The organism is Actinomadura sp. 21ATH (genome assembly GCF_041951345.1).
GTDB lineage: Bacteria > Actinomycetota > Actinomycetes > Streptosporangiales > Streptosporangiaceae > Spirillospora.
The window spans coordinates 119232-145955 of sequence record NZ_JBGNUR010000009.1 but is presented as its reverse complement, the minus strand read 5'-3'; the positions used below and the strand labels follow the sequence as shown (position 1 = coordinate 145955).

General features: G+C 73.4%; 25 protein-coding genes. 13 read left to right on the top strand and 12 right to left on the bottom strand.

Annotation, left to right across the window (positions count from 1 at the left end):
• Window positions 1-2: 2 nt before the first annotated feature.
• Window positions 3-1202, bottom strand: a complete 1200-nt coding sequence (locus ACA361_RS25465) for an endonuclease/exonuclease/phosphatase family protein (RefSeq protein WP_375015757.1) — start codon at window positions 1200-1202, stop codon at window positions 3-5.
• A gap of 455 nt (window positions 1203-1657) precedes the next feature.
• On the opposite strand from ACA361_RS25465, the gene ACA361_RS25460 reads away from it, so the two are divergent.
• Window positions 1658-3730: a hypothetical protein gene (locus ACA361_RS25460; RefSeq protein WP_375015755.1), complete on the top strand. Its 2073-nt coding sequence runs from the start codon at window positions 1658-1660 to the stop codon at window positions 3728-3730.
• A 33-nt stretch (window positions 3731-3763) separates the two neighbouring features.
• Complete coding sequence (locus ACA361_RS25455) at window positions 3764-6718, top strand: ATP-binding protein (protein WP_375015753.1); 2955 nt, start codon at window positions 3764-3766, stop codon at window positions 6716-6718.
• Window positions 6719-6732: 14 nt separating this feature from the next.
• Here ACA361_RS25455 and ACA361_RS25450 read toward each other — a convergent pair whose 3' ends face one another.
• A complete protein-coding gene (locus ACA361_RS25450) occupies window positions 6733-7581 on the bottom strand; it encodes a hypothetical protein (RefSeq protein ID WP_375015751.1) in 849 nt (282 codons plus the stop codon).
• A gap of 170 nt (window positions 7582-7751) precedes the next feature.
• Window positions 7752-9152, bottom strand: coding sequence for a hypothetical protein (locus ACA361_RS25445; protein ID WP_375015749.1), 1401 nt, complete (start codon window positions 9150-9152; stop codon window positions 7752-7754).
• A 317-nt stretch (window positions 9153-9469) separates the two neighbouring features.
• Between ACA361_RS25445 and ACA361_RS25440 the strand changes: the two genes are divergently transcribed.
• Window positions 9470-10720: a MurT ligase domain-containing protein gene (locus ACA361_RS25440; RefSeq protein WP_375015747.1), complete on the top strand. Its 1251-nt coding sequence runs from the start codon at window positions 9470-9472 to the stop codon at window positions 10718-10720.
• Window positions 10710-11429, top strand: a complete 720-nt coding sequence (locus tag ACA361_RS25435; protein ID WP_375015745.1) for a type 1 glutamine amidotransferase — start codon at window positions 10710-10712, stop codon at window positions 11427-11429. Before ACA361_RS25440 ends, ACA361_RS25435 begins: the two co-directional genes overlap by 11 nt.
• Window positions 11430-11436: 7 nt before the next feature.
• Here the strand turns inward: ACA361_RS25435 and ACA361_RS25430 are convergent, their stop codons facing one another.
• Entirely contained in the window at window positions 11437-12456 is a 1020-nt protein-coding gene (locus ACA361_RS25430) for a TerC family protein (protein WP_375015743.1), read from the bottom strand.
• 118 nt (window positions 12457-12574) lie between these two features.
• Entirely contained in the window at window positions 12575-12937 is a 363-nt protein-coding gene (locus ACA361_RS25425) for a DsrE family protein (protein ID WP_375015741.1), read from the bottom strand.
• A gap of 183 nt (window positions 12938-13120) precedes the next feature.
• Here ACA361_RS25425 and ACA361_RS25420 point away from each other — a divergent pair, with 183 nt between their 5' ends.
• The 4 genes from ACA361_RS25420 (at window position 13121) to ACA361_RS25405 (ending at window position 15995) form a co-directional block, all read left to right on the top strand.
• Window positions 13121-13606, top strand: a complete 486-nt coding sequence (locus ACA361_RS25420) for an FABP family protein (protein ID WP_375015986.1) — start codon at window positions 13121-13123, stop codon at window positions 13604-13606.
• 323 nt (window positions 13607-13929) lie between these two features.
• The gene (locus tag ACA361_RS25415) at window positions 13930-14352 is read left to right on the top strand and encodes a Fur family transcriptional regulator (RefSeq protein WP_375015739.1); all 423 of its coding nucleotides are present in this window, start codon (window positions 13930-13932) and stop codon (window positions 14350-14352) included.
• Window positions 14353-14382: 30 nt separating this feature from the next.
• Window positions 14383-15375 carry a YgfZ/GcvT domain-containing protein gene (locus ACA361_RS25410; protein WP_375015737.1) on the top strand — a complete coding sequence of 331 codons (993 nt, stop codon included), beginning with the start codon at window positions 14383-14385 and terminating at the stop codon, window positions 15373-15375.
• Window positions 15376-15449: 74 nt separating this feature from the next.
• Window positions 15450-15995: a hypothetical protein gene (locus ACA361_RS25405; RefSeq protein ID WP_375015736.1), complete on the top strand. Its 546-nt coding sequence runs from the start codon at window positions 15450-15452 to the stop codon at window positions 15993-15995.
• Here ACA361_RS25405 and ACA361_RS25400 read toward each other — a convergent pair.
• Both ACA361_RS25400 and dtd read right to left on the bottom strand, forming a co-directional pair.
• On the bottom strand, window positions 15986-17461 hold the full coding sequence (locus ACA361_RS25400) for an FAD-dependent monooxygenase (protein WP_375015734.1): 1476 nt from the start codon (window positions 17459-17461) through the stop codon (window positions 15986-15988). The genes ACA361_RS25405 and ACA361_RS25400 overlap by 10 nt on opposite strands.
• Before the next feature lie 136 nt (window positions 17462-17597).
• Window positions 17598-18023, bottom strand: coding sequence for a D-aminoacyl-tRNA deacylase (dtd, locus tag ACA361_RS25395; RefSeq protein ID WP_375015732.1), 426 nt, complete (start codon window positions 18021-18023; stop codon window positions 17598-17600).
• A 20-nt stretch (window positions 18024-18043) separates the two neighbouring features.
• On the opposite strand from dtd, the gene ACA361_RS25390 reads away from it, so the two are divergent.
• The gene (locus ACA361_RS25390) at window positions 18044-18871 is read left to right on the top strand and encodes a 3-keto-5-aminohexanoate cleavage protein (RefSeq protein WP_375015730.1); all 828 of its coding nucleotides are present in this window, start codon (window positions 18044-18046) and stop codon (window positions 18869-18871) included.
• Between the two features lie 34 nt (window positions 18872-18905).
• Complete coding sequence (locus ACA361_RS25385; RefSeq protein ID WP_375015728.1) at window positions 18906-19889, top strand: asparaginase; 984 nt, start codon at window positions 18906-18908, stop codon at window positions 19887-19889.
• A gap of 102 nt (window positions 19890-19991) precedes the next feature.
• On the opposite strand, the gene ACA361_RS25380 is transcribed toward ACA361_RS25385, so the two are convergent.
• The 5 genes from ACA361_RS25380 to ACA361_RS25360 all read right to left on the bottom strand — a co-directional run bounded on the left by ACA361_RS25380 (window position 19992) and on the right by ACA361_RS25360 (window position 24596).
• Window positions 19992-20420 carry a hypothetical protein gene (locus ACA361_RS25380; RefSeq protein ID WP_375015727.1) on the bottom strand — a complete coding sequence of 143 codons (429 nt, stop codon included), beginning with the start codon at window positions 20418-20420 and terminating at the stop codon, window positions 19992-19994.
• Between the two features lie 90 nt (window positions 20421-20510).
• On the bottom strand, window positions 20511-21782 hold the full coding sequence (locus ACA361_RS25375; RefSeq protein WP_375015725.1) for a CynX/NimT family MFS transporter: 1272 nt from the start codon (window positions 21780-21782) through the stop codon (window positions 20511-20513).
• A complete protein-coding gene (locus ACA361_RS25370) occupies window positions 21779-22483 on the bottom strand; it encodes a FadR/GntR family transcriptional regulator (RefSeq protein WP_375015723.1) in 705 nt (234 codons plus the stop codon). Before ACA361_RS25370 ends, ACA361_RS25375 begins: the two co-directional genes overlap by 4 nt.
• Before the next feature lie 92 nt (window positions 22484-22575).
• Window positions 22576-22809 (bottom strand): hypothetical protein, encoded by a 234-nt coding sequence (locus tag ACA361_RS25365; protein ID WP_375015721.1) that lies wholly within the window; start codon window positions 22807-22809, stop codon window positions 22576-22578.
• Window positions 22810-22874: 65 nt separating this feature from the next.
• Window positions 22875-24596 (bottom strand): DUF2207 domain-containing protein, encoded by a 1722-nt coding sequence (locus tag ACA361_RS25360; protein WP_375015720.1) that lies wholly within the window; start codon window positions 24594-24596, stop codon window positions 22875-22877.
• Window positions 24597-24717: 121 nt separating this feature from the next.
• Between ACA361_RS25360 and ACA361_RS25355 the strand changes: the two genes are divergently transcribed.
• From ACA361_RS25355 to ACA361_RS25345, 3 genes are all read left to right on the top strand, one after another.
• The gene (locus ACA361_RS25355) at window positions 24718-25671 is read left to right on the top strand and encodes a neutral zinc metallopeptidase (protein ID WP_375015718.1); all 954 of its coding nucleotides are present in this window, start codon (window positions 24718-24720) and stop codon (window positions 25669-25671) included.
• A 123-nt stretch (window positions 25672-25794) separates the two neighbouring features.
• Complete coding sequence (locus ACA361_RS25350) at window positions 25795-26223, top strand: helix-turn-helix domain-containing protein (RefSeq protein ID WP_375015716.1); 429 nt, start codon at window positions 25795-25797, stop codon at window positions 26221-26223.
• Window positions 26220-26681, top strand: coding sequence for a hypothetical protein (locus ACA361_RS25345; protein ID WP_375015714.1), 462 nt, complete (start codon window positions 26220-26222; stop codon window positions 26679-26681). Before ACA361_RS25350 ends, ACA361_RS25345 begins: the two co-directional genes overlap by 4 nt.
• Window positions 26682-26724: the final 43 nt, after the last annotated feature.

Below are 26724 nucleotides of genomic sequence, written 5' to 3'. Positions count from 1 at the left end.
GGTCAGGGGCGGGCGGTGAGCCAGACCAGGCGGTGGTCTGAGGTGGGGAAAGGGTAGGTGCCGGTCAGGCGGTAGAGGGGGTCGTTTCTCGTTGGCCAGAAGACGCCGCCGTTGGTGGGCTTGAGGTTCTTGGACGGCAGGACGTAGTCGACCCGCAGGTTTCCGGGGGCCGTGTCGGCGAAGTCGGCGGTGTCGTATTTCGGGTCGCCCTTGTGGGTGGTGTTCGCGCCGCCCTGGAGGGCGCTCGCCTCGGGGGCGCCGGGGCTGGACGGGGCGTACTTCGCGTTGACGCGGGGGTTGCGGAGGAGCTGGTGGATGGCGCCGGCGTAGCTGTCGCCGTCGTTCGGGTCGGCGTTCTGGTCGCCCGCGATGACGAAGCGCGCGCCCGGGGCCAGGCCGCCGCGGCGGCGCTTGTCGTCGTAGATGTAGCGGCTCTTGGACGGCTGTACGTAGTCGGCCCAGAAGCGGATCTCGTCGTGGTTGCGCCGCCCGTTGCGGTCCTCGGTGCCGTCGAACGACGGGGGCGTGGGGTGGCTCGCCAGGAAGTGGACGCGCTTGCCGTTGACCTTCACCGGTACGTCCCAGTGGCTCTTGGAGGAGAGGCGCAGGGACCTGAGTTCGGCGGCCGAGTAGTAGTTCTCGGGGAGGACGGCGCCCGGCATGTCGGCCCAGCGGAAGTTCTGGAACGTGCGGACGTTCCGGAAGTCGATGGGGTACCGGGAGTAGACGACCATGCCGTACTGGCCGGGGAAGAAGCCGTAGCCGTAGGAGTCCTGGCCGTACGCGTCGGAGCCCGGGGTGGTCGCCACCGTGCCGTCGTTGTTCAGGTCGTGGCCTGACGGGATGCCCGTGTTGCTCGGGGCGGTGTAGCGGTAGCGGTAGTTGATGGGGGACGCGCCGTTGTGTCCCACGGAGAGGTAGTTGTCCTGGAAGAGGCGCGCGGCCTTCCCGGCGGCGTCGTAGTCGAACTCGTTGATCAGGAGGACGTCCGGCCGGGCGCGCTGGATGATCTCGGCGACGGCCGCGGCCTGGGCGTTCGATCGCGTGGAGAGGTCGTTGACCAGGGCGCCCTCGGTGGAACGGTTGAGGGACGCGTTGAACGTGGCGAAGCGGATCTCGCGCCCGCCGCCGGCGTGGGCGGGGACGGCGGAGGCCGTGAGCGTGGCGAGTGCCGCCGCGGTGATGGCGCAGGTGCGCTTCATGTCCCCTCCATCAGTGCCGGGTACGTCCGGAAGATCGTTGCACGATCGGCAGGACCGGTCGAGGACGCCGCGGCAACGGCTGGGGGGCGATGGTGAAGGAGTTGATTAATGGCAGGTGAACGGGGTTCAGGCGGTGTCCCGTTCGGCTTTTCTGGAGGGCTGCTGCTTCGGCCTCTGGGGCGGTGTTCGTTGTGGACGTCGGGGCCTCCGCGGTGGCCGGATGTGGTCAGGGGGCCGTATCTCGGTGTCCGATCTTTGACCTTGGTGGGCAGGATGACCGAAATGGTGGGTGGAGTTGGGCATTGTCGGAGCTGTTCGGTTGAACGGGGCGCGCGGAGGGCGGATCCTCTTTAGTCTGTGCTGAGGAGGAGTCCAACCAGAACCACAGGCGTCCCACACCATCCCGTTACACCCAGAGGTCTCTCGACGTGACGGACATGGCGAGCGGTTCCGCGATGGCGCGGTTTGTGCAGGCCGACCGCGTCTATGTCGGCTGGCGCTACGCACAAGTGCATCCCGATCCCGGGCCGCCCCCGGGACGGCCCGAGCCCCTGGAGCCGGCGCCGGCGGTGCCGGTGGCCGAGCGGCGGCCGGGCGAGTACCTGGCCGTGCGGCCGCTGCGGATCGCGGCGTACGGCGCGGGCGTCGGGATCGTCCTGTTCCTGCTGTGCTGGGTGCTGGGCGTGCTGCCGTGGGCGTTCGCGGCGGCGGCGATGTGCGCGTGCGTGGCGGTCGTGGGGATCACCGGCTACCTGCTGTGGCAGGACGAGCGGGCCGTGCGGGCGCGGATCGTCCGGGAACGGCTCCGGGGCGAGCGCGAGCGGGCCGCGTGGCAGCGGCGGCGGGACGCGGCCGAGTCCGAGTATGTCGGCGCCTACGAGGAGTGGGAGCGGCGTCAGCGGGAGTACGCCGGGCAGCGCGAGTGGTATCCCGTGGCGGTGCCGCCCGACGTGGATCGTGTCGATGTGGTGGGCGGGACGCTGGCCGGGTGGGCTGCGGCGGTGACCACCATGGGGGCGGCGCGGCTGGCGGTGGGCGCGCGGGTGAGTGTCATCGACCTGTCCGAGGGCGCGGTCGCGCACGACCTGCTGCGGGTGGCGGCGGCGCGGGGGGACGATCCGCTCGTGTGGGTGCTGCCGGCCGACCTGCCGCGGCTGGACGCGACGAGGGGGCTGGGGCCCGAGGCGCTGGCCGACGTGCTGTCGCTGGTGGTGAGCGCGGGGGAGGAGGAGGGCAGCACCCGGGACCTGTCGTTCGACAACTCCATCCTTGAGCGGATCATCGAGGTGCTCGGGGAGGGCGTGACGATCCCGCGGATCACGGCGGCGCTGCGGGTGCTGGCCCAGGTCGGCGACCCGCGGGACGACCTGCGCAAGGGCCTGCTGAGCGAGGAGGAGCTGGAACGGGTCGCGACGCTGTTCGGGCGCGACGCGACCGACCGGATCGTGGTGCGGCGGGCGTGGGCGCTGGAGGCGCAGCTGCGCAAGCTGGAGAAGCTCGCCGCGGAGCCGGTGCGGCTGCCGCCGTCGCGGCTTCATGTCGTCTCCATGGACCGGCGGGCCGGGGTCCTGACGAACCGGGTCCTCGGGACGTACGTGACGACGGCTCTTACCCACCGGATCCGGGAGGCGCCTCCGGGGGGACGGTGGGATCACACGCTGTTCCTCTGCGGCGCCGAGAAGCTGCGCGGGGACGTCTTGGACCGTTTGATCGACGCGTGCGAGGCCACCGGAACGGGTCTTGTGCTGATGTACCGGTCGATCCCGCAGCACGTACGGGAACGGCTCGGGCGGCGCGGGCACGCGGCGGTGGGGTTCATGCGGTTGGGGAACCCCGAGGACGCCCGGGTTGCGGCCGAGCACATCGGCACGGACCAGCCGCTGCTGGTCGCCGAGATCACGGACTCGGCAGGGGAGAGCCTGGCCGACGTGGCCGCCGGGAGCTACGCCAGCACGGTCGCGTACGCGCGGGCGCGCGGCGACGAGCTGACCGATCCGGTGTGGTCGCCGCTGCCGGAGCCGGCGGACGACGACAGCGCGCTGGTCGAGGGCATCAGTTCGGCGACGGCGTGGGGGCGCGGGCTGGCCGCGACCGAGGACCGGCGGCGGGGCGACACCGGCGAGCTGAAGCAGGGGTTCCGCGAGCTGCTGGTGGAGCCGCCGCAGCTCCAGGAACTGCCGCCGACGGCGATGGTCTTCACGCATTCGGGCGCGACGGGCCGCCGGATCCTGATGGTGGACGCCAATCCCGGCATCATCACGCTGCCGACCGCGCATTCCATCCCGTTCGAGGAGTACCTGCGCCAGCAGGAGCGGGACGGCCACTCCAACGGGACGGCGGCGGGCGAGGAGCCCGAGGAGGCGGCGGACGACGTGCCGCTGCCCGCGCCGACCGGGGAGGCGCGGCCGCCGCAGGGGTTCCCGTGGACGTCCCGGGCCCGGCACGCCATGCCCAAGGCGACCCGCGGGCCGAGCGTCCGGATGAGGCCGAACGGGCGGCACGCGGCCGATCCGCCGGCGCAGCCGTAGCGCGCCGCGCCGTACGGGAGGAAGGATGCTCGGGTGACGACCCCGCACCCCCCGCACCCCTCCCTGCACGGTTTGCCGCCCATGCCCGTGCTGCCGGGCCCGTGGTACCGCATCCAGGCGATCCCCGCCCCCGAGCGCGCCGCGTCCGCCGAATGGGACTTCGTGAGCGTGCTCCCGGCCGCGCTGTCGGCGGCGCGGCGGCAGCGGCCGTTCGTGGTCGGCTGGCTGTCGGCGGGCGGCGGCGCGCCGCTGGAGCTGATCACCAATGCCGGGCCGGTCAATCCGGGGCCGGGCGGGCGGCAGGGGCTGCTGTTCCCGAGCGGGGCGCGCGGCGTGCCGGTCGGCGAGCAGTGGATGCGGCAGGCCGAGCGGATGGTGTGGACGCGCTGCCCGGGACGGCTGGCGCCGCAGGTCGGCCGGTCGGAGGCCGGATCGAGCCTGTTCGAGTCGACGCTGGTGACGTTGATGGAGCGGCCGTTCGGCTGGTTCGTGGTGGCCGAGCCGTGCGACGAGCGGCGGCTGGACGTGGAGATGCGCGAGCTCCAGCACGAGCTGCGGATGCTGCGCCGCGGCGAGGACGAGCGGGCCGGGCTGGCGGTGGCCCGCGCCGACCAGCGGCTGGCCGAGCTGGACGCGTTCCGCGAGGCCGGGCTCTGGGAGGTACGGGTCGTCGCGGGCGCCGCCGACCAGAGCGAGCTGGGGCAGATCGCGCCGGTGCTGGTCGGCTCGATGGAGCTGGGGCACCACCCGTACCGGCTGAGGTCGGGGCACGGGAGCGGGACGTTCGGCGAGGTCCTGCGGCCGGACGCGCTGCCGGCGGGGCAGCGCGGGGTGGTGGAGACGGCCGAGCGGCATCCGTTCGTCGCGACGGCGGGGGCGCTGGCGGCGCTGGCCGGGCTGCCGCGCCGCGAGGTGCCCGGGCTGCGGGTGCTGGACGCCGGATACTTCGACGTCACCTCCGAGACCGAGGACGCCACCCCGGGGACACCGGTGGAGCTGGGCGCGATCCTGGACGGGCAGGACCGCGAGGTCGGCCGGTTCACCGTCCCGCGCTCGACGATCAACCGGCACGTGTTCGTGACCGGGTCGACGGGGGCCGGGAAGTCGCAGACCGTCCGGCACCTGCTGGAGCAGCTGACCAGGGCGGGCATCCCGTGGCTGGCGATCGAGCCGGCCAAGTCGGAGTATGCGGCGATGGCGGGCCGCATCCGGGACCTCGGCGGGCCGGTCACCGTCGTGAACCCGTCCGACCCGGCGTCGGTGCCGCTGTCGGTCAACCCGCTGGCGCCCGAGCCCGGCTACCCCGTCCAGGCGCACATCGACATGGTCCGGGCGCTGTTCCAGGCCGCGTTCGACGCCGAGGAGCCGTTCCCGCAGATCATGGCGCAGGCGCTCCAGCGGGTGTACGAGGCGACCGGCTGGGACGTGGTGACCGGCGGCGGCGTCCCCGGCTCGCTGATCGAGCCCGCGGTGCCGACGCTGGAGCAGCTCCAGGCCGCCGCGCTCCAGGTGATCAAGGACGTGGGGTACGGCCGCGAGCTGATGGCGGACGTGCAGGGCTTCGTGGACGTGCGGCTGCGGTCGCTGCGGATCGGGTCGGCGGGGCGGTTCTTCGAGGGCGGGCATCCGGCCGACATCGGCGGGATGCTGCGCGACAACATCGTGCTGGCCATCGAGGACGTCGCCAACGACGAGGACAAGGCGTTCCTGATGGGCACGCTGATCATCCGCGTCGTCGAGCACCTGCGGATGCGCGAGCGGCGCGGCGGCGGCGGGGCGCCGGGCCTGCGGCACGTGATCGTCATCGAGGAGGCGCACCGGCTCCTGCGCAACCGCGGGCCCGAGCGGACCAGCTCGCACGCGGTGGAGCTGTTCGCCGGGATGCTCGCCGAGATCCGCGCGTACGGCGAGGGGATCATCGTCGCCGAGCAGATCCCGACCAAGCTGGTCCCGGACGTCATCAAGAACACCGCGCTGAAGGTCGTCCACCGGCTTCCGGCGTTCGACGACCGGCACCAGGTCGGCGCGGCCATGAACCTCGACGAGGACCAGTCGCGCGAGGTGGTCTCGCTGCGTCCCGGCGTCGCGGCGGTGTTCGCGGACGGGATGGACCGGCCCCTCCGCGTGCGGATCCCGCTGGGCGAGGGCCGCGAGGGCGTGCTGCCGGGCCCGCCGCCGCCGGTCGACGGGCGCCGGTCGGCCGCGTGCGGCTGCGAGTGCCGTTCCGGGCGGGCCTGCACCCTGTACGAGCTGCGCGAGGCCGACCTGCTCGCCGGGCATCCCGACTGGGCCTGGCTGCGCGTGTGGGGCGACACGCTCGTGCTGGCGCACGTCGTCAACCGGCCGCTGCCCGCCGTACCGCAGGAGCTGGGCCGCGCCTGGTCGCGCCTCACGCCCCGGCTGCGCGAGTGCACGCTGGCGACCGTTCTCGAACGGGCCGTCACCCGGCGCGCGTGGGCGCTGCGCACCGCGTACCCGCCGGCCGACCTGACCGCCGCCGCCGCGGCCGTCGCGCAGCGCCTCCTCGGCGGCGACCCCGCGCCGGCCGGCACCCGCCCGGGACCCGACTGGGTGATCCCGCAGGTGCGGTGGCTGCACGAGATGGACCGCCTCTTCCCGTACGGCGCCGGCGCCCCCGACAAGCACGCCCCCGCGCCGCCGCTGGAGTACCAGCTGCCCGGCCTCAAGCAGCCCCCCGAGCCCAAGCTCGGCCACCGCCTGCGCGCGCTGCGCCGCCACCCGCTGTCGATGGAGCTGGACCGCAACCGCCCGCTCGCGAGCACCGCGATCGGCGGCGCCGACGACCACGCGGGCTTCTACCGGGACCTCGCGGACGTCACGGTCGGCGTCGCGGAGGAGGACGAGATCGCCGACGCCGCCGAGACGATGCGCGTCGTCGCCTGGCTCGAACCCGTGCTGAGCTGGCCGGAACGCCTCGTCGCCCCCTTCGCCGACCCGTCCGGAGCCCTCCCCTTCCTCCGCGGCTGACCGCGCGGGGCGGGTCAGATCGTGTCGGCGGTCCGGACGTCGAGGCCGGCCTTCTCGGCGTTGGGGCGCCAGTAGCCGATGAAGTCGCGCTTGGCGGCGCTGGCCTCCCCGTTGACGCTCGCGACGTCGCTCTCGGAGGGGCAGCCGGGGCTCATGTCGACGTAGGTCTTGTTGGACGCGGACGACGCCGTCAGCGCCCGGACGAGCGCGTCGCGCAGCTCGGTGCCGCTCTCCAGCGCGCTGACGTCCAGCGCGCGGGCCTTGCGCAGCTGCTCCTGCCGCTGGTCGTAGATCCGCTGGAGGTCGGCGGTCCGGCAGCCGGCGGTCACGGCCGTGCCCAGCTCGGAGCGGGTGCTGGCCATCTCGGTCAGCAGCGCGTCCACCTGGCCGGCCTGCTTGTTGAGGGCGCCGTCCGAGGTGGTCGTGGGCTCCTCGCCGTCCGGTCCGGCGGCGGGGTCGGAGGAGCCGCCGGGCCCGGCGGACGACGAGCCCGCGGCCGGTCCGGCGGCCGGGTCGGAGCCGGACGGCCAGAAGATGATGGCCGCCGCGACCAGCATGAGCACCACCAGGCCGCCGCCGATCAGGACGTACGGAAGCGCCTGCTTCTTGGCCGTCGGGCCCGGCGACCAGACCTCCTCGGCCCACTGCTCGTGCTCCCACGGCTCGTCCGAGAGGGAGATGGTGCGCTCGCCGTCGCCGGACGGGGGCGGCGCGTCCCAGCCGGGCGGCGCGGCGGGCGGGGTCGTCCAGGGCGGCGGTACGGGCCCGGCGTCCGGGACGGGCACCGGACCCGGCTGCGGACCCGGCCCGGGGCCCGCGGACGGGTCGGGGGTCGTGAACGACTCGTCGCCCAAGCCCCTCAACGGGGCGTTGCAGCGCGTGCAATGGGGCAGCGACGGGGTCGTGTCACTACCGCAGCTCGGGCACCGCATGCCTGAACCTCCCCCGCGAAGCCTCGACGCAGCCAACATACTGCGCGACCGGCGAATCAGGAGCTTCCCGACAGGGGTTGCAATCCTGTTGTGATCGGCCTTTACAGCCCGTTCCAGAGCCGCGGCGGCTGACCGGTCGCGCGAGCGACAGGATTCCACATCGCGACGAACTGTTTCTTGGCTATCGTCGCGCGGCGCTCCGCCGGGATGCGGCCGGGCGCCTGGGAGACGGCCGGCCGGGGCTTGCCGCGGCACTTGCGCTTGGCCTTGTTCGCCCACGCGAGCAGCCGCTGGTCGGCCTCCAGCGACGCCTTGAACGCCTGGTAGAGCGTCACCCGCATCCGCGGGCCGTTGGTCAGCTTGTCGACCTTGAGGGCCTTGGCGCGGCGCATCTGGTTCGTGCGCCGCTGCGCCACGCCCTCGAACCCGCGGATCGCGGCGGGCAGCGTCTCGCACTTGGCGGTGCCGTTCAGCGCCGCCGCCAGCTCGCGGCGGGTGGCGGCGCTGGCGTTCAGCAGCGCGTTCAGCTGGACGGCCTGCTGGCGGGCCGGGCCGATGGGCTCCTTCTTCGCGACCGGGGTGTTCTGGCTCGGCGTGGGGCTGACCCGCGCGGCCGGGGGCTTGTCGTCCCCGCCCGGCCACAGCACGAGCCCCACCGAGGCGACCGCGATGGCGACGAGCGCGGACACCGCGATGAGCAGCGGCTTGCTCGCCTTGTCGGACATGCCCTGCGGCGGGGGATGGCCCATGCCCGGGTCGGGGCCCATCGGGCCCATGGGCGCGCCCATGCCCATCCCGGGCCCGTCGAGGCGGGTGGCGCCGCCGGCCGGGTAGCCGCCGGCGTCCATGACGGCCGTCTGGCCGTAGACGTCGCCCCCGCCGGCGCCGAGGCCGGGCGAGGTCGGCTGGGGCGCCCACTGCTGGACGCCCGGGTCCTGCTCGGCCTGCGCGTCCGGCTTGCGGGGGCGCGCGTACCACGATTCGGGAACGATCGACTCGTACGGTCCCGAGGTCTCAGAGGGCGCAGAGGGCGCGGGCGGCGGCGGGCTCCCCATGAGGTCGGCCTGCGGCGTCCCGACGGCCGGTGACGGCGCTCCCGGGCCCGCCGGAGCGGCGGACGCCCAGGCGGGCGGGGGCGGCGCGGTCGGGTGGGCGCCGCTGTCGTCGTCCGGGACGAACGCCCACGGCGCCGTCGACTCGGACGTCCCGTCGCCCGGCTCGGCCGCCGCGGGCCCGGGTCCGGGATCGGCGGCGGGTGCGGGGGCGGGTGCGGGGTCCTTCGGCAGGTCACCGGGCATGCCGCCGGGCCCGCCGGCCGGGAGGTCGATCGCCCAGGAGGGGGTGGCGGGCGGTACGACGACCGTCTGCTCGCCGAACGCCGGCGCCGCGGGCGGGGCCCCGAGCGGCTGCCCCAGGGGTGAGCCGTGCTCCATGGGGGCGTTGCAGTTCGGACACGTGCCGAGCGTCCCGGGCGTGTTCGTACCGCACGTCGGACACTGCATCGCTCAGACCTCGCCTTGTCGCCGCTTCGTCCGCCAGAGTGCGGGGAGATCCCCCGCCAAACCGCAGGGCTCCCGACAAAGTACTGGCTCAACGCCTCGCACAGGCGTGCTCGGGGGTATCTGAGACCCCATTGTTCGGGCTGCCGGGGACGCACAGAATCATGACATGTTCACATAGGTCAAGATTCGGTGGGACGGTTTACACCAAATGGTGTGATCCTCCTCGCAGTCGCTTCGGAGAGTGCCGCAACGGTACGTCCTCGTACCGGCTAGGCTCGGAACGGTTTTCACAGGCGCAACCGGAGAAGACGGAGTCCATGAGCGATCTTCCGCTGCGTTCGCAGCTGGCCGTCGCGCTCGGTCGTACGGCGGCGAAGATGTCCCGGCTCGCGGGCAAGGGCGACGGCTCGGTGATCGGGGGCAGGATCGGCCTCCGGTTGGATCCCGAGCTGCTGACCCGGCTCGCCCGGGATCGCAAGCTCGTCCTCGTCAGCGCCACCAACGGCAAGACGACGACGACCCGGCTGATCACCTCGGCGATGACGCCGCTGGGGGAGGTCGCCACCAACGCGTTCGGCGCCAACATGCCCACCGGGCACGTGTCCGCGCTCGCCTCCGCGCCCACAGCCCGCTACGGCGTGCTGGAGTGCGACGAGAAGTACGTCCCGATGGTCCTGGCGGAGACCGGCGCCAACGTGGTCGCGCTGATGAACCTCAGCCGCGACCAGATGGACCGCGCCGCCGAGATCTGGCTGCTGGCCGGCAAGTGGCGCAAGGCCCTGGAGGCCTCGCCGCAGAGCCACGTCATCGCCAACTGCGACGACCCGCTGGTCACCTGGGGCGCCTCGTCCGCCAAGAGCGTGACGTGGGTCGCCGCGGGCCAGCACTGGCGCGAGGACTCCTGGTGCTGCCCCGAATGCGGCGGCCCGCTCGACCGCCAGGACACCGACGAGGACAGCGACTGGCGCTGCCGCGAGTGCCACTTCTCCCGGCCGCGGCCCGACTACATCCTCAAGGGCGACCAGGTCACGGTGCCCGACGGCCGGACGTTCCAGCTGTCGGCGCTGTCGCTGCCCGGCCGCGCCAACCGGTCCAACGCCCTGATCGCGCTGGCCGTGGTGGCCCAGTTCGGCGTGCCGCCCGAGACGGCGCTGCCGCTGCTCAGCGAGGTCCGCTCCGTCGCCGGCCGCTACACCACGGTCGAGCACCAGGGCCGGCAGATCCGGCTGCTCCTGTCGAAGAACCCGGCGGGCTGGCTGGAGGCGTTCGACGTCCTGGAGCCCGCGCCCGGCCCGGTCGCCCTGTCGATCAACGCGCAGGGCCCCGACGGCCGCGACACCTCCTGGCTGTGGGACGTCGACTACCGCATCCTGCGCGGCCGCCCCGTCTGGGTGGCCGGCGAGCGCCGGGTCGACCTCGCCGCCCGCCTGGAGGCCGCCGACGTCCACTTCACGCTGGTCGACGACATCGACCAGGCCGTCATGGCGGTGCCCCCCGGCAAGCTGGACGTGATCGCGAACTACACCGCTTTCCAAGACATCCGAACGAGGTACGGCCGTGTCGTCTAACCGTCCACTCAAGATCGTCTGGATCTATCCGGACCTGCTGAGCACGTACGGCGACCAGGGCAACACCATCGTGCTGGAACGCCGGGCCGCGCTGCGCGGCATCCCGTACGAGACCGTCAACGTCCGGTCCGACCAGCCGGTGCCGCCGGACGGCGACATCTTCCTGCTCGGCGGCGGCGAGGACCGCCCGCAGATCCTGGCCGCCCAGCGGCTGCGCCGGGACGGCGGGCTCGCCGAGGCCGCCCAGCGCGGCGCCGTGGTGTTCGCCGTCTGCGCCGGCTACCAGCTCCTCGGCCACCAGTTCGGCGGCGAGGAGGGCCAGCCCGTCCAGGGCCTCGGCCTGCTCGACATCAGCAGCGGCCGCGGCGAGCAGCGCGCGGTCGGCGAGATCGTCGGCGACGTGTCGGCCGAGCTGAACGTCCCGCGCATCACCGGCTTCGAGAACCACCAGGGCGTCACCCGGATCGGGCCCGGCGCCAAGCCGCTCGCCAAGGTGGTCGCCGGCGTCGGCAACGGCGACGGGCAGGGCTTCGAGGGCGCCTACAGCGGCCGCGTGCTCGGCACGTACATGCACGGCCCCGCCCTCGTCCGCAACCCGGGCCTGGCCGACCTGCTGCTGACCTGGGCCGTCGGGCAGCAGCTCCAGCCGATCGACGACTCCTGGGCCGGCCGCCTCCGCGAGGAGCGACTGGCCGCCGTCCTGTCCTAGCCGGGGTTCAGGAGGAGCGCCGCTCCTCCTCTTCCTTCTTCGGCTTGCGGCGCATCCGGATGGAGTGGGCTTTGGCCTTCTCCTCCGGGTGCGCCCGGACCCGGACGATGCTCGCGACCGTCGTGACCACCAGGATCAGCAGGATCACCACCAGCGACAGCGGCGTCGGGATCTCGGGGATCGCCTTGTTCACGTCCTCGTGCAGGAAGAGCAGGATCAGCTTGACCCCGATGAACGCCAGGATCACCGACAGCCCGATCGACAGGTAGACCAGCCGCTCCAGCAGCCCCTCGATGAGGAAGTAGAGCGCGCGCAGCCCCAGCAGCGCGAACGCGTTCGCCGCGAACACCAGGAACGGCTCGTGCGTCACCCCGTACACGGCCGGGATCGAGTCGAGCGCGAACAGCAGGTCGGTGCTGCCGATCGCGATGAACACCAGCAGCAGCGGGGTCATCACGCGCTGGCCGTTCTCGTGCGCCAGCATCTTGCCGCCGTGGAAGTCGTTCGACACCGGCATGATCTTGCGGGCGCGGCGGACCAGGAAGTTGTCCTCGACGTCCGGCTCCTCGTTGCGGTGCCGGACAAGCTGCACCGCGGTCCAGATCAGGATCAGGCCGAAGATCAGGAAGGTGAACGAGAACAGCTGGATCGCCGCCGCGCCGACCGCGATGAAGATCGTGCGCAGCACCAGCGCGGCCGCGATGCCGAACAGCAGCGCCTTCTGCTGGAACTCGGCGGGCACGCTGAAGCGGGCCATGATGATGACGAAGACGAAGAGGTTGTCGACCGACAGGCTCTTCTCGACGATCCAGCCCGCGAAGTACTCGGTCCCGGCCGTCGTCCCGAGCTGCCACCACGTCGCGAACCCGAACAGGATCGCGACGGCGATGTAGAACACCGACCAGAACGTCGCCTCGCCCAGGTGCACCGCGTGCGGCCGCCGGACCGCCACCACCAGGTCGAACACGAACAACCCGATGACCAGGACGATCGTCGCCGTCCAGAACCACGCGGGGATTTCGACCACGCCGCTCACTCCCTCCCCTTGGTGCTGCTTATGTCCGCTCGGCAGAGGATCATTCGGAGCGCGGCGGATCAGTGTCCCCTCCGGGACGGGCCCCCAGGGCCGCCGCCCGATAAAAGATTCAGTAGACGAGGGCCTGCACGCCGTCGGCGGCGATCTCCTCGACGAACGTCGGCGCGCCGGCGATGCGGACGCCCGGGATCACGTCGTCCGGGCCGATCTCGCGGCGGGCCGCGCACTGCGTGCACACCGTCACCTGCCCGGCGGCCAGCACCGCCGCGAGCAGGTCGTCCAGCGGGGTGGCGTGCGCCAGCTCGAACTCCTTGGCGCGGCCGGGCAGCGCGTACCAGGCCGACTCGCCGGTCAGCCACAGGGAGACCGGCAGCCCGCTCGCCACGGCGGCCGCCGCGACCGTGAACGCCTGGTTGCACCGTTCGGGCACGTCCGCCCCCGCCGTCGCCTTGATCACCAGAGCTCTCGCCATACCGGCAGCGTAACCCGTGCGTCCAGGGACGCTGGCGTAGGATCGGGCGCCGTGGGCGGCATGGTGAACGCGGGAGTCCTGGTCCTGTTCCTCGCACTGATCGCGATCGCCGCGGTCCTGCTGGTGGTCAAGCTGTCGCGGCTCAAGTGAGCGCGAACGCCGCTACGCTCGGTGCCTATGTCCATGGAGCCTGAGCTGCACCCCGATCTCGAACCGCTGGCGTTCCTGCTCGGTACGTGGGAGGGCGCCGGTGTCGGCGGCTACCCCACGATCGAGTCGTTCAACTTCGGTCAGGAGATCTCGTTCACCCATATCGGCAAGCCGTTCCTGAGCTACGCGAGCCGGACGTGGCTGATCGAGGAGGACGGTTCGCTGGGGCGGCCGCTGGCGGTCGAGACCGGGTACTGGCGGCCGCGGCCCGACCACCAGGTCGAGGTCACGCTGGCGCACCCGACCGGGATCGTGGAGATCTACGTGGGGAACGTGGCGTTCAGCCGGGTCGAGCTGGTCACCGATGTGATCGCGCGGACCGAGAGCGCCAAGGAGGTCACCGGCGGCAAGCGGCTGTACGGGCTGATCGGCGAGGACCTGGGCTGGGCGTACGACATGGCGGCCGTCGGGCAGCCGCTCCAGTCGCACCTGTCCGCGCAGCTCAAGCGGGTCGCCTGAGAGGTCCTGGAAATGAACGATCCCCGGACCTTCCCGCCGGGAGGCGGGTGATGGACAGGACTGATCCATCGGTCCGGGGATCGGGTAACTGCCTGGTAGTGCCGGTCACCGACCGGCCTAACCGCCCCCTGAAGGAGCGGTTCCGAGGCGGAACGGCGACTAGCGGACAGCCACCTCGCGAGTCCTAATATCAACCATTGGCTAGGACCACCTCCTTTCACGCGTACCTCGCACGCTATGCGAGGCCCCGCGGGTCGGGCAAGCGGGTTTTCGGGGATCTTCCCGGGACCGCCGCCGCCGGTCCGGGCACATAGACTCTGGGCATGTCCGAGACGTGGCAGGAGGAACTGCGGGCCAAGGGGTACCGCGTCACGCCGCAGCGCCAGCTGGTGCTGGAGGCGGTGACCAACCTCATGCACGGGACTCCCGAGGAGATCTGTGCCGAGGTGCAGCGCACCGCCAAGGGCGTGAACATCTCCACGATCTACCGCACGCTGGAGCTCCTGGAGGAGCTCGGGCTGGTGAAGCACGCCCATCTGGGGCACGGGCCGCCGAACTACCACCTGGCGACCGACGCCGACCACATCCATCTGGTGTGCCGCGGCTGCGGGACGGTGAACGACGTGGACCCGGAGCTGGCGGCGGGGCTGGCCGAGCGGCTGGACGCGGCGTTCGGGTTCGAGACGGACGTGCACCATCTGACCGTGTACGGGCGCTGCAAGGAGTGCCGGGCCGGCGGGGCGTAGATCGCCTCCGCGGCGCATAGTGTGGGGCTCATGGAGAGCCCGCTGCTGCAGTTGCCCGGGGCCGTCCCGGCGGACGCGCCCGACCAGGAAGTCGCCGCTCATTACGGTGAGCCGTCGCAGGAACAGCGCGCGCTCGAGGCCGGTACGGCGTTCGTCGACCGGAGCGATCGCGGTGTGCTGAGGGTGTCGGGGCCGGACCGGCTGAAATGGCTGCACAGCCTGCTGAGCCAGCATCTGGAACGGCTGGCGCCGGGCGAGGCGACGCAGGCGCTGCTGCTGAGCCCGAACGGCCATGTGGAGCACCATCTGCACCTGGTGGACGACGGCGAGGCGGTCTGGGCGCACGTGGAGCCGGGGACGGCTCCGGAGCTGGCGGCGTTCCTCGACAGGATGCGCTTCATGCTGCGGGTCGAGGTCGAGGACCTGAGCGACGCGTACGCCGTGGTCACGACGCCGCGGGAGGCGGCCCCCGGGGTCCCGGTGTTCCCGGACGTGGCCGGCGCGGCGCGGATCATCGAGCGTTCCGCGCTGCCGGGCCTGGCGGAGGAGCTGCGGCCGGCGGGGCTGTGGGCGTACGAGGCGCTGCGGATCGCGGCGCACGTGCCGCGGTTCGGGCTGGACACCGACCACCGGTCGATCCCGCACGAGATGGGCTGGATCGACGTCGCGGTGCACCTGGAGAAGGGCTGCTACCGGGGCCAGGAGACGGTGGCGCGGGTGCACAACCTCGGCCGCCCGCCGCGCCGGCTGGTGTTCCTGCATCTGGACGGCAGCGTCGACCGGCTCCCCGCGCACGGCGACCCGGTGGAGATCCCCGGCGGACGCACCGTGGGGTTCGTGGGGTCGGCGGCGCGGCACCACGAGCTGGGGCCGATCGCGCTCGCGCTGGTGAAGCGGAACGTGCCGGTGGACGCCGAGCTGCTGGCCGGCGGGGTCGCGGCGGCGCAGGAGGTGGTGGTGTCCCCGGACACCGGCGCCAACGCCAAGATCGAGTTGCGGCGACAACCGGCAAAGCGGGCGTAAGCGGCCGGGCGCCCGGGCAAAATCGTCTCCCGTAGACGATGGTCCCGCTCGGGTGAGAGAGGTGGTCCGGCCCAATGGTCGCCAGCCCGGGGAACGAGGAGCCGCACCCGGACCGGGGCGCCCCGCGCGGGGACGCGCCGGGCGGGCCGGTCCGCCCGCGGAGGGGCGGTACGGCGCGGCGCCGGCGGCGGCCGCGGCGGGAGTCGGCGCTGGTGTGGTGGGCGCTGTTCGCGGCCTGGGCCGGGGCGGCCTGGTACTACCGGTCGTGGCCGGTGGCGCTGCTCGGGCTGCTGGTGTGGTGCCTGTACGAGTTCGTGCTGGTCCCGACCGTCTGCCGGACGATGACGCGGAAGGGCTCCTCGTGCCGCGAGCCGGTGCGGGGACGGCTGTTCGCCTGCGAGGACGAGCACCAGCGGCTCAAGGTGGACGGGCTGTGGCGGCTGGCCGGGATGAGGAACCCGCTCCGCGGCCCGGACGAGCCGGCGGAACGGGAGAGCGGCCAGGTGGTGGTGTCGCCGGAGGCCCGGGGGCGGCTGTCGCAGGTCGACCGGGCGCTGATCCTGCTCGCCGCCGCCGGGACCCTGGTGACGATCGTGGGGATGGTCTACGGCTACGTGTGAGGTCCGGCCCAGCGCGCCAGGGCGGCGCGCAGGCCGGCGGGGTCCGGCTCGTCGGAGGCCCAGGCGACGTACCCGTCCGGGCGGACGAGGACGGTCGTGCGCCGGTCGCTCGTCCAGCGGGCGGTCGCGATCCGGTCCGGGACGCCGGCGGGCGGCTCGCCGGCCGTGACCAGGACGAAGCGGCCGCCGCGCAGCAGCTCGTACAGGCGGCCCTCCCGGAGTTCGGTGTCGGGCGCGCGCCGGCCGGTGAGGCGGTGGGAGCCGCGGTCGGCGCGGTACCGGATGCCGATGCCGGTGATCATGCCGGCGGCCCGGTCGGAGACGGGCCGGACGCGGGTGAGGAGCGCGCCGAGCGCGGTGCGGGCTAGCCTGGCCGGCCCGGAGTGCAGGATGCCGACGCGGACGAGCGTCCCGCTCATCCGCAGGACGATCCTGCCGACCGCGTGCCGTTCGGCCTGGTAGGTGTCCAGCAGGCGGGGGTCGGCGCCGTCCCGCAGTATGGCGACCAGTTTCCAGCTCAGGTTGGCGGCGTCCTGGAGGCCGGTGTTCATGCCCATGCCGCCGGCCGGCGAGTGGACGTGCGCGGCGTCGCCGGCCAGGAAGACGCGGCCCTCGTGGTACGAGGGTGACTGCCGCTCGTCGCTGTGGAAGCGGGACTTCCAGCGGCATTCGGTGATGCCGAAGTCGGTGCCGAAGTTGATCCGCAGCAGCTCCTCGACCTCGTCCAGTTCCAGCGGCTCGTTGTCACGGAGGGCCTGGTTGCGGCGGTTCCAGCCGGTGATGCGGTACCAGCCGTCGCCCATCTCGGTCAGCAGGCAGAAGCCGTCCTCGACCGCGTTGACGGTGAACGCCTGGTCCGGCTTCCGCGCCAGCCGCACGTCGGCGAGGATCACCGAGCTGAGGAGCGTCTTGCCGGGGAACGGCAGCCCGAGCGCCTGCCGGACGCCGCTGTGGACGCCGTCGGCGCCGACGGCGTAGGACGCCCGGTACTCGGCGGCGCGGGCGTCCGGCCCGGCGTGCTCGCCCGGGACGGTACGGACGGTCACGCCGGTGCCGTCCTGCTCCACGCCCACCACCTCGGCGTCGTGGACGAAGGTGACGCCCGCGTCCAGGGCGCGCCGTTCCAGGACGCGCTCGACCTCGTACTGCGGAGTGAACAGCACGTAGGGGAAGCGGGTGGGGAGCCGGGACGGGTCCAGCCGCACGGACCGGAACAGCTGGAGCGCGGCGATCGGGTGCCCGCCCTTGACGATCTCGTCGGCGAGGCCGCGGGCGTCGAGCTGCTCCAGCGTGCGGGCGTGGGTGACGAGGGCGCGGGACAGGTTGCTGATCCCGTGCGGGCGGCGCTCGACGAGGGTGACGGCCAGGCCCGCCGCGGCGAGGTCGCCCGCCAGCAGGAGCCCGGTGGGTCCCGCGCCCACGACCAGGACGTCGATGCGGGCGCCGTTGCCGGTCATCGCGGTCATGTCTGTCCTCCAGAATCGAGCCGGAGAAGGTCAACGTTTGTTGGCCAACGTCTGTTGACCTACACGCTAGACGAAGCGGAACCGAATGCCAACAGGCGTTGGCAAACGATTCGAGAACGCCCCTCGCGGCGCCCGGCTAGATCTCCAGAGTGAGGGTGATCGGGCCGTCGTTGACCAGGGCGACCTTCATGTCGGCCCCGAAGACGCCGGTCTCGACCTTGGCGCCGAGCGCCCGCAGCTCCGCGACCACGGCGTCCACCAGCGGCTCGGCGACCGGGCCCGGCGCCGCCGCGATCCACGTCGGGCGGCGGCCCTTGCGGGCGTCCCCGTACAGCGTGAACTGGCTGATCACCAGCAGCGGGGCGTTCAGGTCCGAGCACGACCTCTCGTCCTGGAGGATCCGCAGCCCCCACAGCTTGGCCGCGAGCTTCCGCGCCCGCGCGGGCGTGTCGTCGTGCGTCACCCCGACCAGGACCAGCAGCCCCGGACCCTCGATCGACCCCGCGACGCGCCCCTCGACGGACACGCTCGCCTCGCTCACCCTCTGGACTACGGCCCTCATGACCATGCATTCTGCCTCGCATGGGAGCAACGACGCTCATCACGGTGGCGCCCACCGGCGCCGAGTCCGCCAAGGCCGACGTGCCGGCGCTGCCCGTCACCCTGGACGAGCTGGTACGCACGGCCAAGGAGTGCGAGGCCGCCGGGGCCGCGGTGATCCACGTCCACATCCGGGACGGGGACGCGCGGCCGACGCTCGACCTCGCCCGGCTGCGCGACACGGTCGCCGCGCTGCGGGAGGCGACCGGCCTCATCGTCCAGCTGTCCACCGGCGGCGCGGTCACCGACCCGTACGAGGACCGGCTACGGGTCCTGGACGCCGCGCCGGACGGATGCTCGCTGACCTGCGGGACGGTCAACTTCGGCGACGACGTCTTCATGAACCCGTGGCCGTTCATGGTGGAGCTCTACCGGCGGACGCAGGAGCTGGAGATCGTTCCGGAGTTCGAGCTGTTCGACCTCGGCCAGGTCGCGGCGCTGAACCGGCTGCTGGACAAGCACGGCGCCCCGTACGGCGGGCGGGTCCACTGCGACCTGGTGATGGGCGTCCCGGGCGGGATGCCGGGGGACGCCCGGACGCTCGTCGCGGCGGTCGAGGCGCTGCCGGCCGGCGCCACCTGGTCGGCGACCGGCGTCGGCCGCACGTCCGTGCCGGTCATGCTCGCGGCGCTGTCGGCGGGCGGGCACCTCCGGGTCGGCATGGAGGACACGCTCACGTACGCCAAGGGCCGTCCCGTCACCGGCAACGCCGAGCTGGTCGAGCGCGCCGCCGCGCTGGCCGGCCTCGCCCAGCGGCCGCCGATGGCCCCGGCCGAAGCCCGCTCCTTCCTGGGGGTACGGCCCCGCTGACCGGCCCTTCCCGGCCGATGAAGAGAATGAGGGCATGGTGGAGACCAACCCTGTCCTGGTCGAAGTGGAGCGGTCCGGCTTCGTCGAGTCGCGGCACCGCGGCTCGGCGGCGGGGCTGGACGCCTCCGGCGCGCTCGCCGTGCGGCTGGGCGCGCCCGACGAGCCGATCTTCCCGCGCTCGGCGAACAAGCCGATGCAGGCGGTCGCGATGCTGCGGTCCGGCCTGGAGCTGGACGGGCAGGAGCTGGCGCTGGCCGCCGGCAGCCACTCGGGCGAGGACTTCCACGTCGAGGGCGCGGAGAAGATCCTCGCCGGGGCCGGGCTGTCGGCCGAGGCGCTGCGCTGCCCGGAGGCGTGGCCGCTGGACCGGTCGGTCGCGATCGACGCGGCGCGCGGCGGCGGCGGGCGGTCCCGGCTGCGGATGAACTGCTCAGGCAAGCACGCCGCCATGCTCGCGACCTGCGTCGCCGCGGGCTGGCCCACCGACGGCTACCTGGACGCCGACCACCCGCTCCAGGCCGCCGTGCGCACCGCCGTGGCCGACCTGACCGGCGAGCGCCCGGTCGCGGCCGGGGTGGACGGCTGCGGCGCGCCGCTGTTCGCGGTGTCGGTGACCGGGGTGGCGCGCGCGTTCCGGGCCCTGGTGCTGGCCGCGCCGGGGACCGCCGAGCGGCGCGTGGCCGACGCGATGCGCGCCCACCCGCACTGGACGTCCGGCACCGGCCGCGAGGAGCGCCGGCTGATGGACGCGGTGCCGGGGCTGCTGGTCAAGTGCGGCGCCGAGGGCGTGGACGCGTTCGCGCTCGCCGACGGCCGGGCCGGCGCCGTCAAGATCGACGACGGTGCGATGCGGGCCCGCACGCCCGTGACGGTCGCGCTGCTGCGGGCCCTGGGCGGGCACACGGTCGACGGCGCGGACGCGGCGGTGCTGGACGAGCTGGCGACCGTACCGGTGCACGGCGGCGACCGGCAGGTAGGCGCCGTCCGCCCCGCCCCCGGCGTCTTCAAGGCCCCGTAACGCGCCGCCTCGCTCGCCCGCCGCCCCGCTGCGTCGACTCGTGGCGTGTTCCGCCTTTCGCGGCGCTCCCGGAGAGGGACACGCCACGAGTCAACCCGCGGATCAGCGGTCCGTGCCCTCGGGGTAGCGGCGGTGGCGGCGGGGGAGGCGGCGCCACGAGCGGGTGCCGCGCCTGGTCTCGCGTTCCAGGAGGGCGACGTCCGAGCCCTGCCTCTCCTGCGGGCGCTCCTGGGCGAGCGGCGGGTAGCCGGTCACGGACGGCGGGTCGAGGTACTCGGTCTCGGTGGGCGCGTAGCTGTGCGAGTACATGCCGGGCGTGTAGCGGTACAGGCCGCCCTCGATCGGGCCGCGGTGCGGGGACTGGTCGGGGTGGTCCGGATCGACGTTCTTGGTCTTGGCCGCGGCCTTGCCGACCAGCGTGAGCCAGGTCACCAGGGCGATCGCGACGACGATCGGGCCGAAGATCAGCGTGAGCCCGGAGCCGATGTTGCCCGGGTCGGCCAGGACCGGGGCCTGGGCCGTGAGCGTCATGTCCATCTCATCCACCCCGTTTCGTTCGCCACTGGGGACGACCTGCTGGTCCCATCCCCGGAAATCGGCGGCTGACCCGGAGTTGACCCGCTATCTCCCGGAATGTTGAGAAATCGGGGAGTCGGGGGCGCCGGTGGCGCCGGCCGGCGCGGCGTCCGGGATCCGGACGGTACGGTCCCGCCCGGCGGCCAGCCCGGGCAGGACCAGCGCGGCCGTGACGGCCAGCACCGCGGCGATCGGCACGTTCCAACCGCCCGTGGCGTCGTGCAGGGCGCCGAGGACCAGCGGGCCCGCCGCCGCGATCAGGTACCCGCAGCCCTGCGCCATCCCGGACAGCTGCCCGGCCACCCGGGCGTCGTGCGCCCGCAGCCCGATGAACGACAGCGCGGTCGCGAACCCGAGCCCCTGGCCGACGCCGAGGACCGCCGACAGCACCCACAGCGACCCGGCCGGCGCCCACGCGATCCCGGCGAACCCGGCGAACGTCACCACGACGGTGCCGACCACCAGCGGCCGCTGGTCGCGCATCCGCCGTACCAGGAGCGGCACCGCCAGCGAACCGAACGCCTGCATGAGGCTGTTGAGCCCCACCAGGTACCCGGCGGCCTCCTCGCCCATGCCGCGGTCCTGGCAGATCGTCGGCACCCAGCTGACGGTCACGTACGCCAGCAGCGACTGGATCCCCATGAACAGCGTCACCTGCCAGGCCAGCCGGGACCGCCACACCGCCGCCGCGGCACCCCGGGCGGGCGCGGCGGCGGCCGGGGCCGGGCCGGACCGGCCGGACGGACCGGACGGGGCGCGCAGCAGCCGCGGCAGCCAGGCGATCGCCGCGATGGCCGCGGGGATCGCCAGCAGCCCCAGCGGCAGCCGCCAGCCGCCGCCCAGCGCGTTCTGCGCCGGGATCACGGCGGACAGCGATCCGGCGGCGCCGCAGGTGATCGCCACCGTGTAGATCGAGGTGACCAGCGGGACCGAGTCCGGATGGTCGCGCTTGATGATCCCGGGGATCGCGATGTTGCCCATGCTGATCGCGATCCCCGCGGCCAGCGAGCCCGCGAACAGCGCGGCGGGCGCGTCCAGCAGCCGCGCCAGCAGCGCCACCACCAGCAGCGCCATGCTCGCCACCAGCAGCGTCTCGCCGCGCGGGGCGCGCCGCAGGAACGGCGCGATCAGCCCGTACGAGCCGAAGAACAGCAGCGGCAGCGTCGTCAGCGCGCCCGCCGCCGTCCCCGACAGCCCGAAGTCCGCGCGGATCTCCGGCAGCAGCGGCCCGACCGCCACGATCGCCGGCCGCAGGTTGATCGCGACCAGGACCAGCAGCGCCAGCCCCAGGACGAGGGACGCCCGCCGCGCCTTCACCGGGCCTCCCCGTCCGCCTCGTCGGCCGCCACGAGGGTCTCCAGCACGGCCAGCGTCGGCTCGACGACGGCCGCGGCGGCGCGCGCCGCGGCGGTGGCGTCCCGGGCGACGATGGCGTCCAGCACGGCCGCGTGCGCCGCCGGCCCGGCCTCCGGGACCTCCTGGTCGAGCCGTACGGTCGCCATCGAGTCGCGCAGCCGGCCCTGGAAGTAGCGGTGCGCCTCGATCAGGACGGGGTTGCGCGCGGCCTCGGCGACGCCGTGGTGGAAGCGGGCGTCGGCCTCGCCGAACGCCTCGGCGCCGGTCGCCTCGTTCCGGGCGGCGAGCAGGCCCGCGAGCCGCTCGATGTCGGCGTCCGTACGGCGGCGCGCGGCCAGCCGGGCGGCCTGGACGTCGTAGGCGAGCTGCACCTCGAACACGTCCCGCAGGGTGGCGCGGGCGACGCGGCGCAGCAGCGGCCGCGGGTCGGCGCTGCTGCGCACGTACGTGCCGTCCCCGCGGCGGACCTCCAGGACGCCGACGTGCGCGAGCGCGCGGATCGCCTCGCGGACGGCCGGGCGGCTCACGCCCAGCCGGGCCGCGAGGGCCAGCTCGCCGGGGATGCGGTCGCCGACCCGCCAGCCGCCGCCGCTCACCTCGGCCTGCAGCTGGTCGAGGACGGCGTCGACGGTCGAGCCGCCGGGCACGGGACTCAGGGCCACGGGGGTACTCCTGTGGGGCAGGGCGAAACCGATACGTCAGATGTCAGACATCTTACGATCTGCCCTGACCAGGCCCGGCGGCCGGGCCCGGATCAGTTCTCGCGGGGCGCCTCGTCGCGCCGCGTCCGCTGGCCCGGATCGCCCTCGATCACACCGCCCTGGACGGGACCGCGGTGCGCGGAACCGCCGCGGATCTTCTCCGGGCGCACCTTCCGGCGGGACGCGAGCACGGTCAGGCCCAGCCACACGGCCAGCGCCACCGCGACCACGATGGGTCCGATGATGAGCAGGATGTTGTCCCCGACAGGGGAGGCATCAGCGAGCATTTTGGGTCGAACCTCCTTACCGAGGCCCCTACCCGTCCTGCCCCGTTCAACCCGGGCGGCCCGCCTCACAGCCCCCGCGACTGGGAGATCGACCCCGACGTGGCCAGCGTGAACGTGCGCATCGACTCGGCGAACTTCGACAGGTCCCACTCGGCCGGGCCCTCGTACCAGTAGAGGTTGTCGGCGCCCTCGGCCCGCTCGCCCGCGTCCTCCACGGTCTGCGCCCACTTCGGCACGGCGTCGAACACCACCGCGTACGGCAGGAAGCGCGAGAACAGCGCGATCCGCTGCGGCGCCGCGCCGCCGGCCGTCTCCGCGGGCACCTCGCCCCGTTCCAGGAACGCCCGGAAACCGATCGTGTGCGCCAGCACGGTCGCGCCGCGCGCGGTCTTGGCCGGCATGAACTGGCCGCCGTACGCCAGCGCCGCACCCGCGATGATCACCGCGAGGCCGACCAGCGCCAGGTCCGTGAACAGCGCCAGCGCGACCGTCCCGGCCACGCCCAGCCCGGTCAGCACCATCCCGGCGATCGTCCAGCGGGACCGCACCGTGTCCGGCCGCCGCGCGAACCAGCCCTGCTCGACCACGTCGTCGTACATCGCCGACCGCACCGTGTCGAGCCGCGTCGCGAACGTCCCGCCCAGCTCCGACAGCTTCACCGTGCCGCGCGGCGACCCGTCCGGGGCGGTGAACAGGGCGTCGAGCAGCAGCCGCTCGTACTTCAGCAGGTCCTCGCCCGCGTCCCGCTGGAGCCGCCGCAGCGCCCAGTCCAGCCGGCCGGTGACCGCCCGGTCCTCCTCCTCGATCATCAGGTAGCCGCGCACCGCCAGGTCCACGATCGTCGCCGTGACGTCGATGACGTCGGCACGCTCGTCGATCAGCGTGCCGATCTGGCCGGGCCGCACCCCGTCCGGCGGCTCGAACTCCGACCCCGCCACAGGCGCGTGGTCGCCCTCCGCGGCCTTCTTCCCGACCACCCGGGCGTCCCGGCCGCGCAGCATGTACAGCGCCACGATCCCGCCGACCAGCAGCACCAGCAGGCCGAGCAGCGCGGCGCCGGTGACGCCGTTCACCGAGAACGCGGTCGCCACCGTGTGCCGCCGCTCGAAGATCGGCTTCCCGCCGGTCGTCCCGGCCGGCAGCCCCGCCACCACGGTCAGGTGCTCGCCCGACAGCATCCGCTGCTGCGCGAAGACGCCCTGCGTGCGGGAGTGGTTGGTGAAGAACTGCGTGCACCCGATGGCGCTGTCCAGCGGCCCGGTGAAGCAGTTGACATGGCGGATGATCGCGCCGCCGTCCACCGTCACCCGGGCCTCGTCGACCGGGACGTCCCAGCCGCCGACCGCCGTCCAGCGCAGCTCCTCGGCCGCGCCCATCGGCGCCACCGCGCCGCGCACGTCGTACTCCAGGACGACCGTGCGCCGCCCGTTGAGCGCCGCCGGGCCGGTGACCTCGACCACCGTCAGTGTGTCCCGCTCGGTGACCGCCACCTTGGTGGGGCCGCCGTCCGGGCTGGACGCGCGGACGTTCGAGACGGGCGTGACCCGGTCGTGGGTGATGCTGTCGTGCCGCCGGGTGACGAAGGTGCGCTCCAGCCCCTTGCCGCCGCCGAACTGGTACGTGATCGTCTCGCGGGCGCGCGCGACGCCGCCCGGCCCGACCGTCAGCGTGACCTCGTCCTTGATCACCCGTTCCGGTGCGGCGGCGGCTCCCGGTGCGGCGGCGGCCGCCGCGGGAGCGGGAACGATCGAGGGGAGAAGGGCGGCGATGGCCAGGGAAGCGACCATTGGCCGCAAGCGACCCAACATGGCGGCAAATCGTAGCGGCTGCGGGTGTCGATCAGGGGACGCCCCGCTGACCTGCGCGGTCGGTTCGTGTCGTTTGCCACCTGTGCAATGATTTTTCGCTATGGCAGGTCACCTCCCCTCCCCGGCGCCCGCACGGCCGCGCCCCCGCGACCTGCAAGAAAGCGTCTACCGGTACGAACCCCGCCGCCGCACGCCGCCGCGCCGCCCCGCCCTCGGCGGCGTGGCCGCCGCGATCCTCGGCGGCCTCGCCGGGCTGGTCGTCGTGATGATCCTCGGCTTCGCCGCGTTCGGCGACTCCGGCGGGACCGGTTCCGGCCTCCGCCCCGGCGCGCCGGTCGACCGCGAGACCGCCACCCGGAGCCGCCTGTACGCGACCGGCGCCCTCACCCCCGTCGGCTGCCGCCTGCCCGCCATCGAGCCGGGCGGCGCGTCCATGCGCCGCTTCATGGACGTCCTGAGCGACTGCCTGGACCGGTCCTGGCAGGGCCAGTTCGGCAAGGCGCGGATGCCGTTCACCCCGCCGAGCCGCGTCTTCTGGGAAGGGTCGGGGCGCAGCCCGTGCGGCACGTACCCGAGCCCCGGCTCCTCCGCCTTCTACTGCCCGGCCAACAACACGATGTACGTCGGCCTCCAGCACATCGTGGAGACCTCCGGCGGCGAGCCGCTCGGCAACTTCGCCGTCTTCGCCCGCGTCATCGCCCACGAGTACGGCCACCACGTCCAGGACCGCGCGGGCATCCTGCTGTACGGCCAGCAGCAGATGGAACGCTCTGACGCCCCCGCCCGCTCCGAGGCCAGCCGCCGCATCGAACTCCAGGCCCAGTGCCTCGCGGGCGCGTTCCTCGGCGCCGAGCGCGGCACCCTCCCGATGACCCGCCGGCAGTACGTGGCGCTGCTCGCCGACGTCCGCGGCCGCGGCGACGACCACCAGCCCGCCGACCAGCGCGACCACGGCACCTCCGAGAACTACGCCGGCTGGGTCGTCAAGGGCTACGAGGGCGGCGACCTCGCCACCTGCGACACCTGGACCGTCCCGGCCGCCCAGGTCGACTGAGAAACGCACCGGGGCGGGCTCCGGGCTGGTGCGTTCCATTGTGAAAATGGGTGTGAGGACACTCACGGACGGGTGCTAGCTGGGGTGCTTGCAATTGCAAGCACCATGACGCAGGGTGGGGATATGGCAAGTTCGAAGGTCGGCTCGATCGGGGAGTACATCCGGGAGCAGCGCACGCGGGCGAAGATCTCGCTGCGCCAGCTCGCCGATGTCTCGGGGATCTCCAACCCGTACCTGAGCCAGATCGAGCGCGGGCTGCGCAAGCCGAGCGCCGAGATACTGCAGCAGATCGCCAAGGGGCTGCGGATCTCCGCCGAGGCGCTGTACGTGCAGGCCGGGATCCTGGAGGAGCGCGAGGCCGACACCGACGCGCAGGCCGCGATCCGGGCCGACCTGATCCTCACGGAACGGCAGAAGCAGGTTCTGCTCGACATCTACGCGTCGTTCCTGAAGGAGAACGAGGCCGACGGCGTGAACGCCGGAAGCGAGAGCGAGGAGGCTCCGGAGGACCCAGCCCCGGAGCCGGGAGAACGAAGGGAAGAGGTCGGATGACGTTGGCGAACACCCTCCGCGAGAACAAGGCCGTCTACACGGTCGCCGGTGCCGGCGACCTCGCGGTGGAGAAGCTCCGCGAGGTGCCCGAGCAGGTCGGCAAGGCGCGCGAGAACGCGGGCAAGTACCAGGAGGACTTCCGCGGGAACCTGGACAGGTACCGCGAGCAGGTCCGCGAGACCGTCGACAGGTACCGCGGCGAGGTCCGCGAGAACGTCGGCCGGCTGGAGGTCAAGGACCTGCCCGGCGCCGCGGTCGCGTACGTGACGCACTTCGGCACCCGGACCGTCGAGTTCATCGACGAGCTGGCCGAGCGCGGCAAGAAGGTCGTGCACCGCGAGGCCGAGGAGATCGCCGAGATCACCGAGAAGCCGGCGCCGAAGAAGGCCGCGCCGCAGCGCGGGCCCGCCCAGGGCCAGGCGAGGACCGGTGCCGCCGCGAAGAAGAGCGACAGCTGAGCCGCCCCGCCGCGGCGCGAGCGCCGATCACGGAAAAGGAGCC

What these genes read in the sequence shown, in the direction of transcription:
- ACA361_RS25410 (WP_375015737.1), top strand. Translation starts at nt 14,383, where the DNA reads ATGGAGAGCCCGCTGCTGCAGTTGCCCGGGGCCGTCCCGGCGGACGCG.
- ACA361_RS25445 (WP_375015749.1), bottom strand. Translation starts at nt 9,152, where the DNA reads ATGCAGTGTCCGACGTGCGGTACGAACACGCCCGGGACGCTCGGCACG.
- dtd (WP_375015732.1), bottom strand. Translation starts at nt 18,023, where the DNA reads ATGAGGGCCGTAGTCCAGAGGGTGAGCGAGGCGAGCGTGTCCGTCGAG.
- ACA361_RS25380 (WP_375015727.1), bottom strand. Translation starts at nt 20,420, where the DNA reads ATGACGCTCACGGCCCAGGCCCCGGTCCTGGCCGACCCGGGCAACATC.
- ACA361_RS25440 (WP_375015747.1), top strand. Translation starts at nt 9,470, where the DNA reads ATGAGCGATCTTCCGCTGCGTTCGCAGCTGGCCGTCGCGCTCGGTCGT.
- ACA361_RS25355 (WP_375015718.1), top strand. Translation starts at nt 24,718, where the DNA reads ATGGCAGGTCACCTCCCCTCCCCGGCGCCCGCACGGCCGCGCCCCCGC.
- ACA361_RS25360 (WP_375015720.1), bottom strand. Translation starts at nt 24,596, where the DNA reads ATGGTCGCTTCCCTGGCCATCGCCGCCCTTCTCCCCTCGATCGTTCCC.
- ACA361_RS25415 (WP_375015739.1), top strand. Translation starts at nt 13,930, where the DNA reads ATGTCCGAGACGTGGCAGGAGGAACTGCGGGCCAAGGGGTACCGCGTC.
- ACA361_RS25460 (WP_375015755.1), top strand. Translation starts at nt 1,658, where the DNA reads ATGGCGCGGTTTGTGCAGGCCGACCGCGTCTATGTCGGCTGGCGCTAC.
- ACA361_RS25385 (WP_375015728.1), top strand. Translation starts at nt 18,906, where the DNA reads ATGGTGGAGACCAACCCTGTCCTGGTCGAAGTGGAGCGGTCCGGCTTC.
- ACA361_RS25365 (WP_375015721.1), bottom strand. Translation starts at nt 22,809, where the DNA reads ATGCTCGCTGATGCCTCCCCTGTCGGGGACAACATCCTGCTCATCATC.
- ACA361_RS25345 (WP_375015714.1), top strand. Translation starts at nt 26,220, where the DNA reads ATGACGTTGGCGAACACCCTCCGCGAGAACAAGGCCGTCTACACGGTC.
- ACA361_RS25400 (WP_375015734.1), bottom strand. Translation starts at nt 17,461, where the DNA reads ATGACCGCGATGACCGGCAACGGCGCCCGCATCGACGTCCTGGTCGTG.
- ACA361_RS25420 (WP_375015986.1), top strand. Translation starts at nt 13,121, where the DNA reads ATGGAGCCTGAGCTGCACCCCGATCTCGAACCGCTGGCGTTCCTGCTC.
- ACA361_RS25390 (WP_375015730.1), top strand. Translation starts at nt 18,044, where the DNA reads ATGGGAGCAACGACGCTCATCACGGTGGCGCCCACCGGCGCCGAGTCC.
- ACA361_RS25350 (WP_375015716.1), top strand. Translation starts at nt 25,795, where the DNA reads ATGGCAAGTTCGAAGGTCGGCTCGATCGGGGAGTACATCCGGGAGCAG.
- ACA361_RS25405 (WP_375015736.1), top strand. Translation starts at nt 15,450, where the DNA reads ATGGTCGCCAGCCCGGGGAACGAGGAGCCGCACCCGGACCGGGGCGCC.
- ACA361_RS25425 (WP_375015741.1), bottom strand. Translation starts at nt 12,937, where the DNA reads ATGGCGAGAGCTCTGGTGATCAAGGCGACGGCGGGGGCGGACGTGCCC.
- ACA361_RS25465 (WP_375015757.1), bottom strand. Translation starts at nt 1,202, where the DNA reads ATGAAGCGCACCTGCGCCATCACCGCGGCGGCACTCGCCACGCTCACG.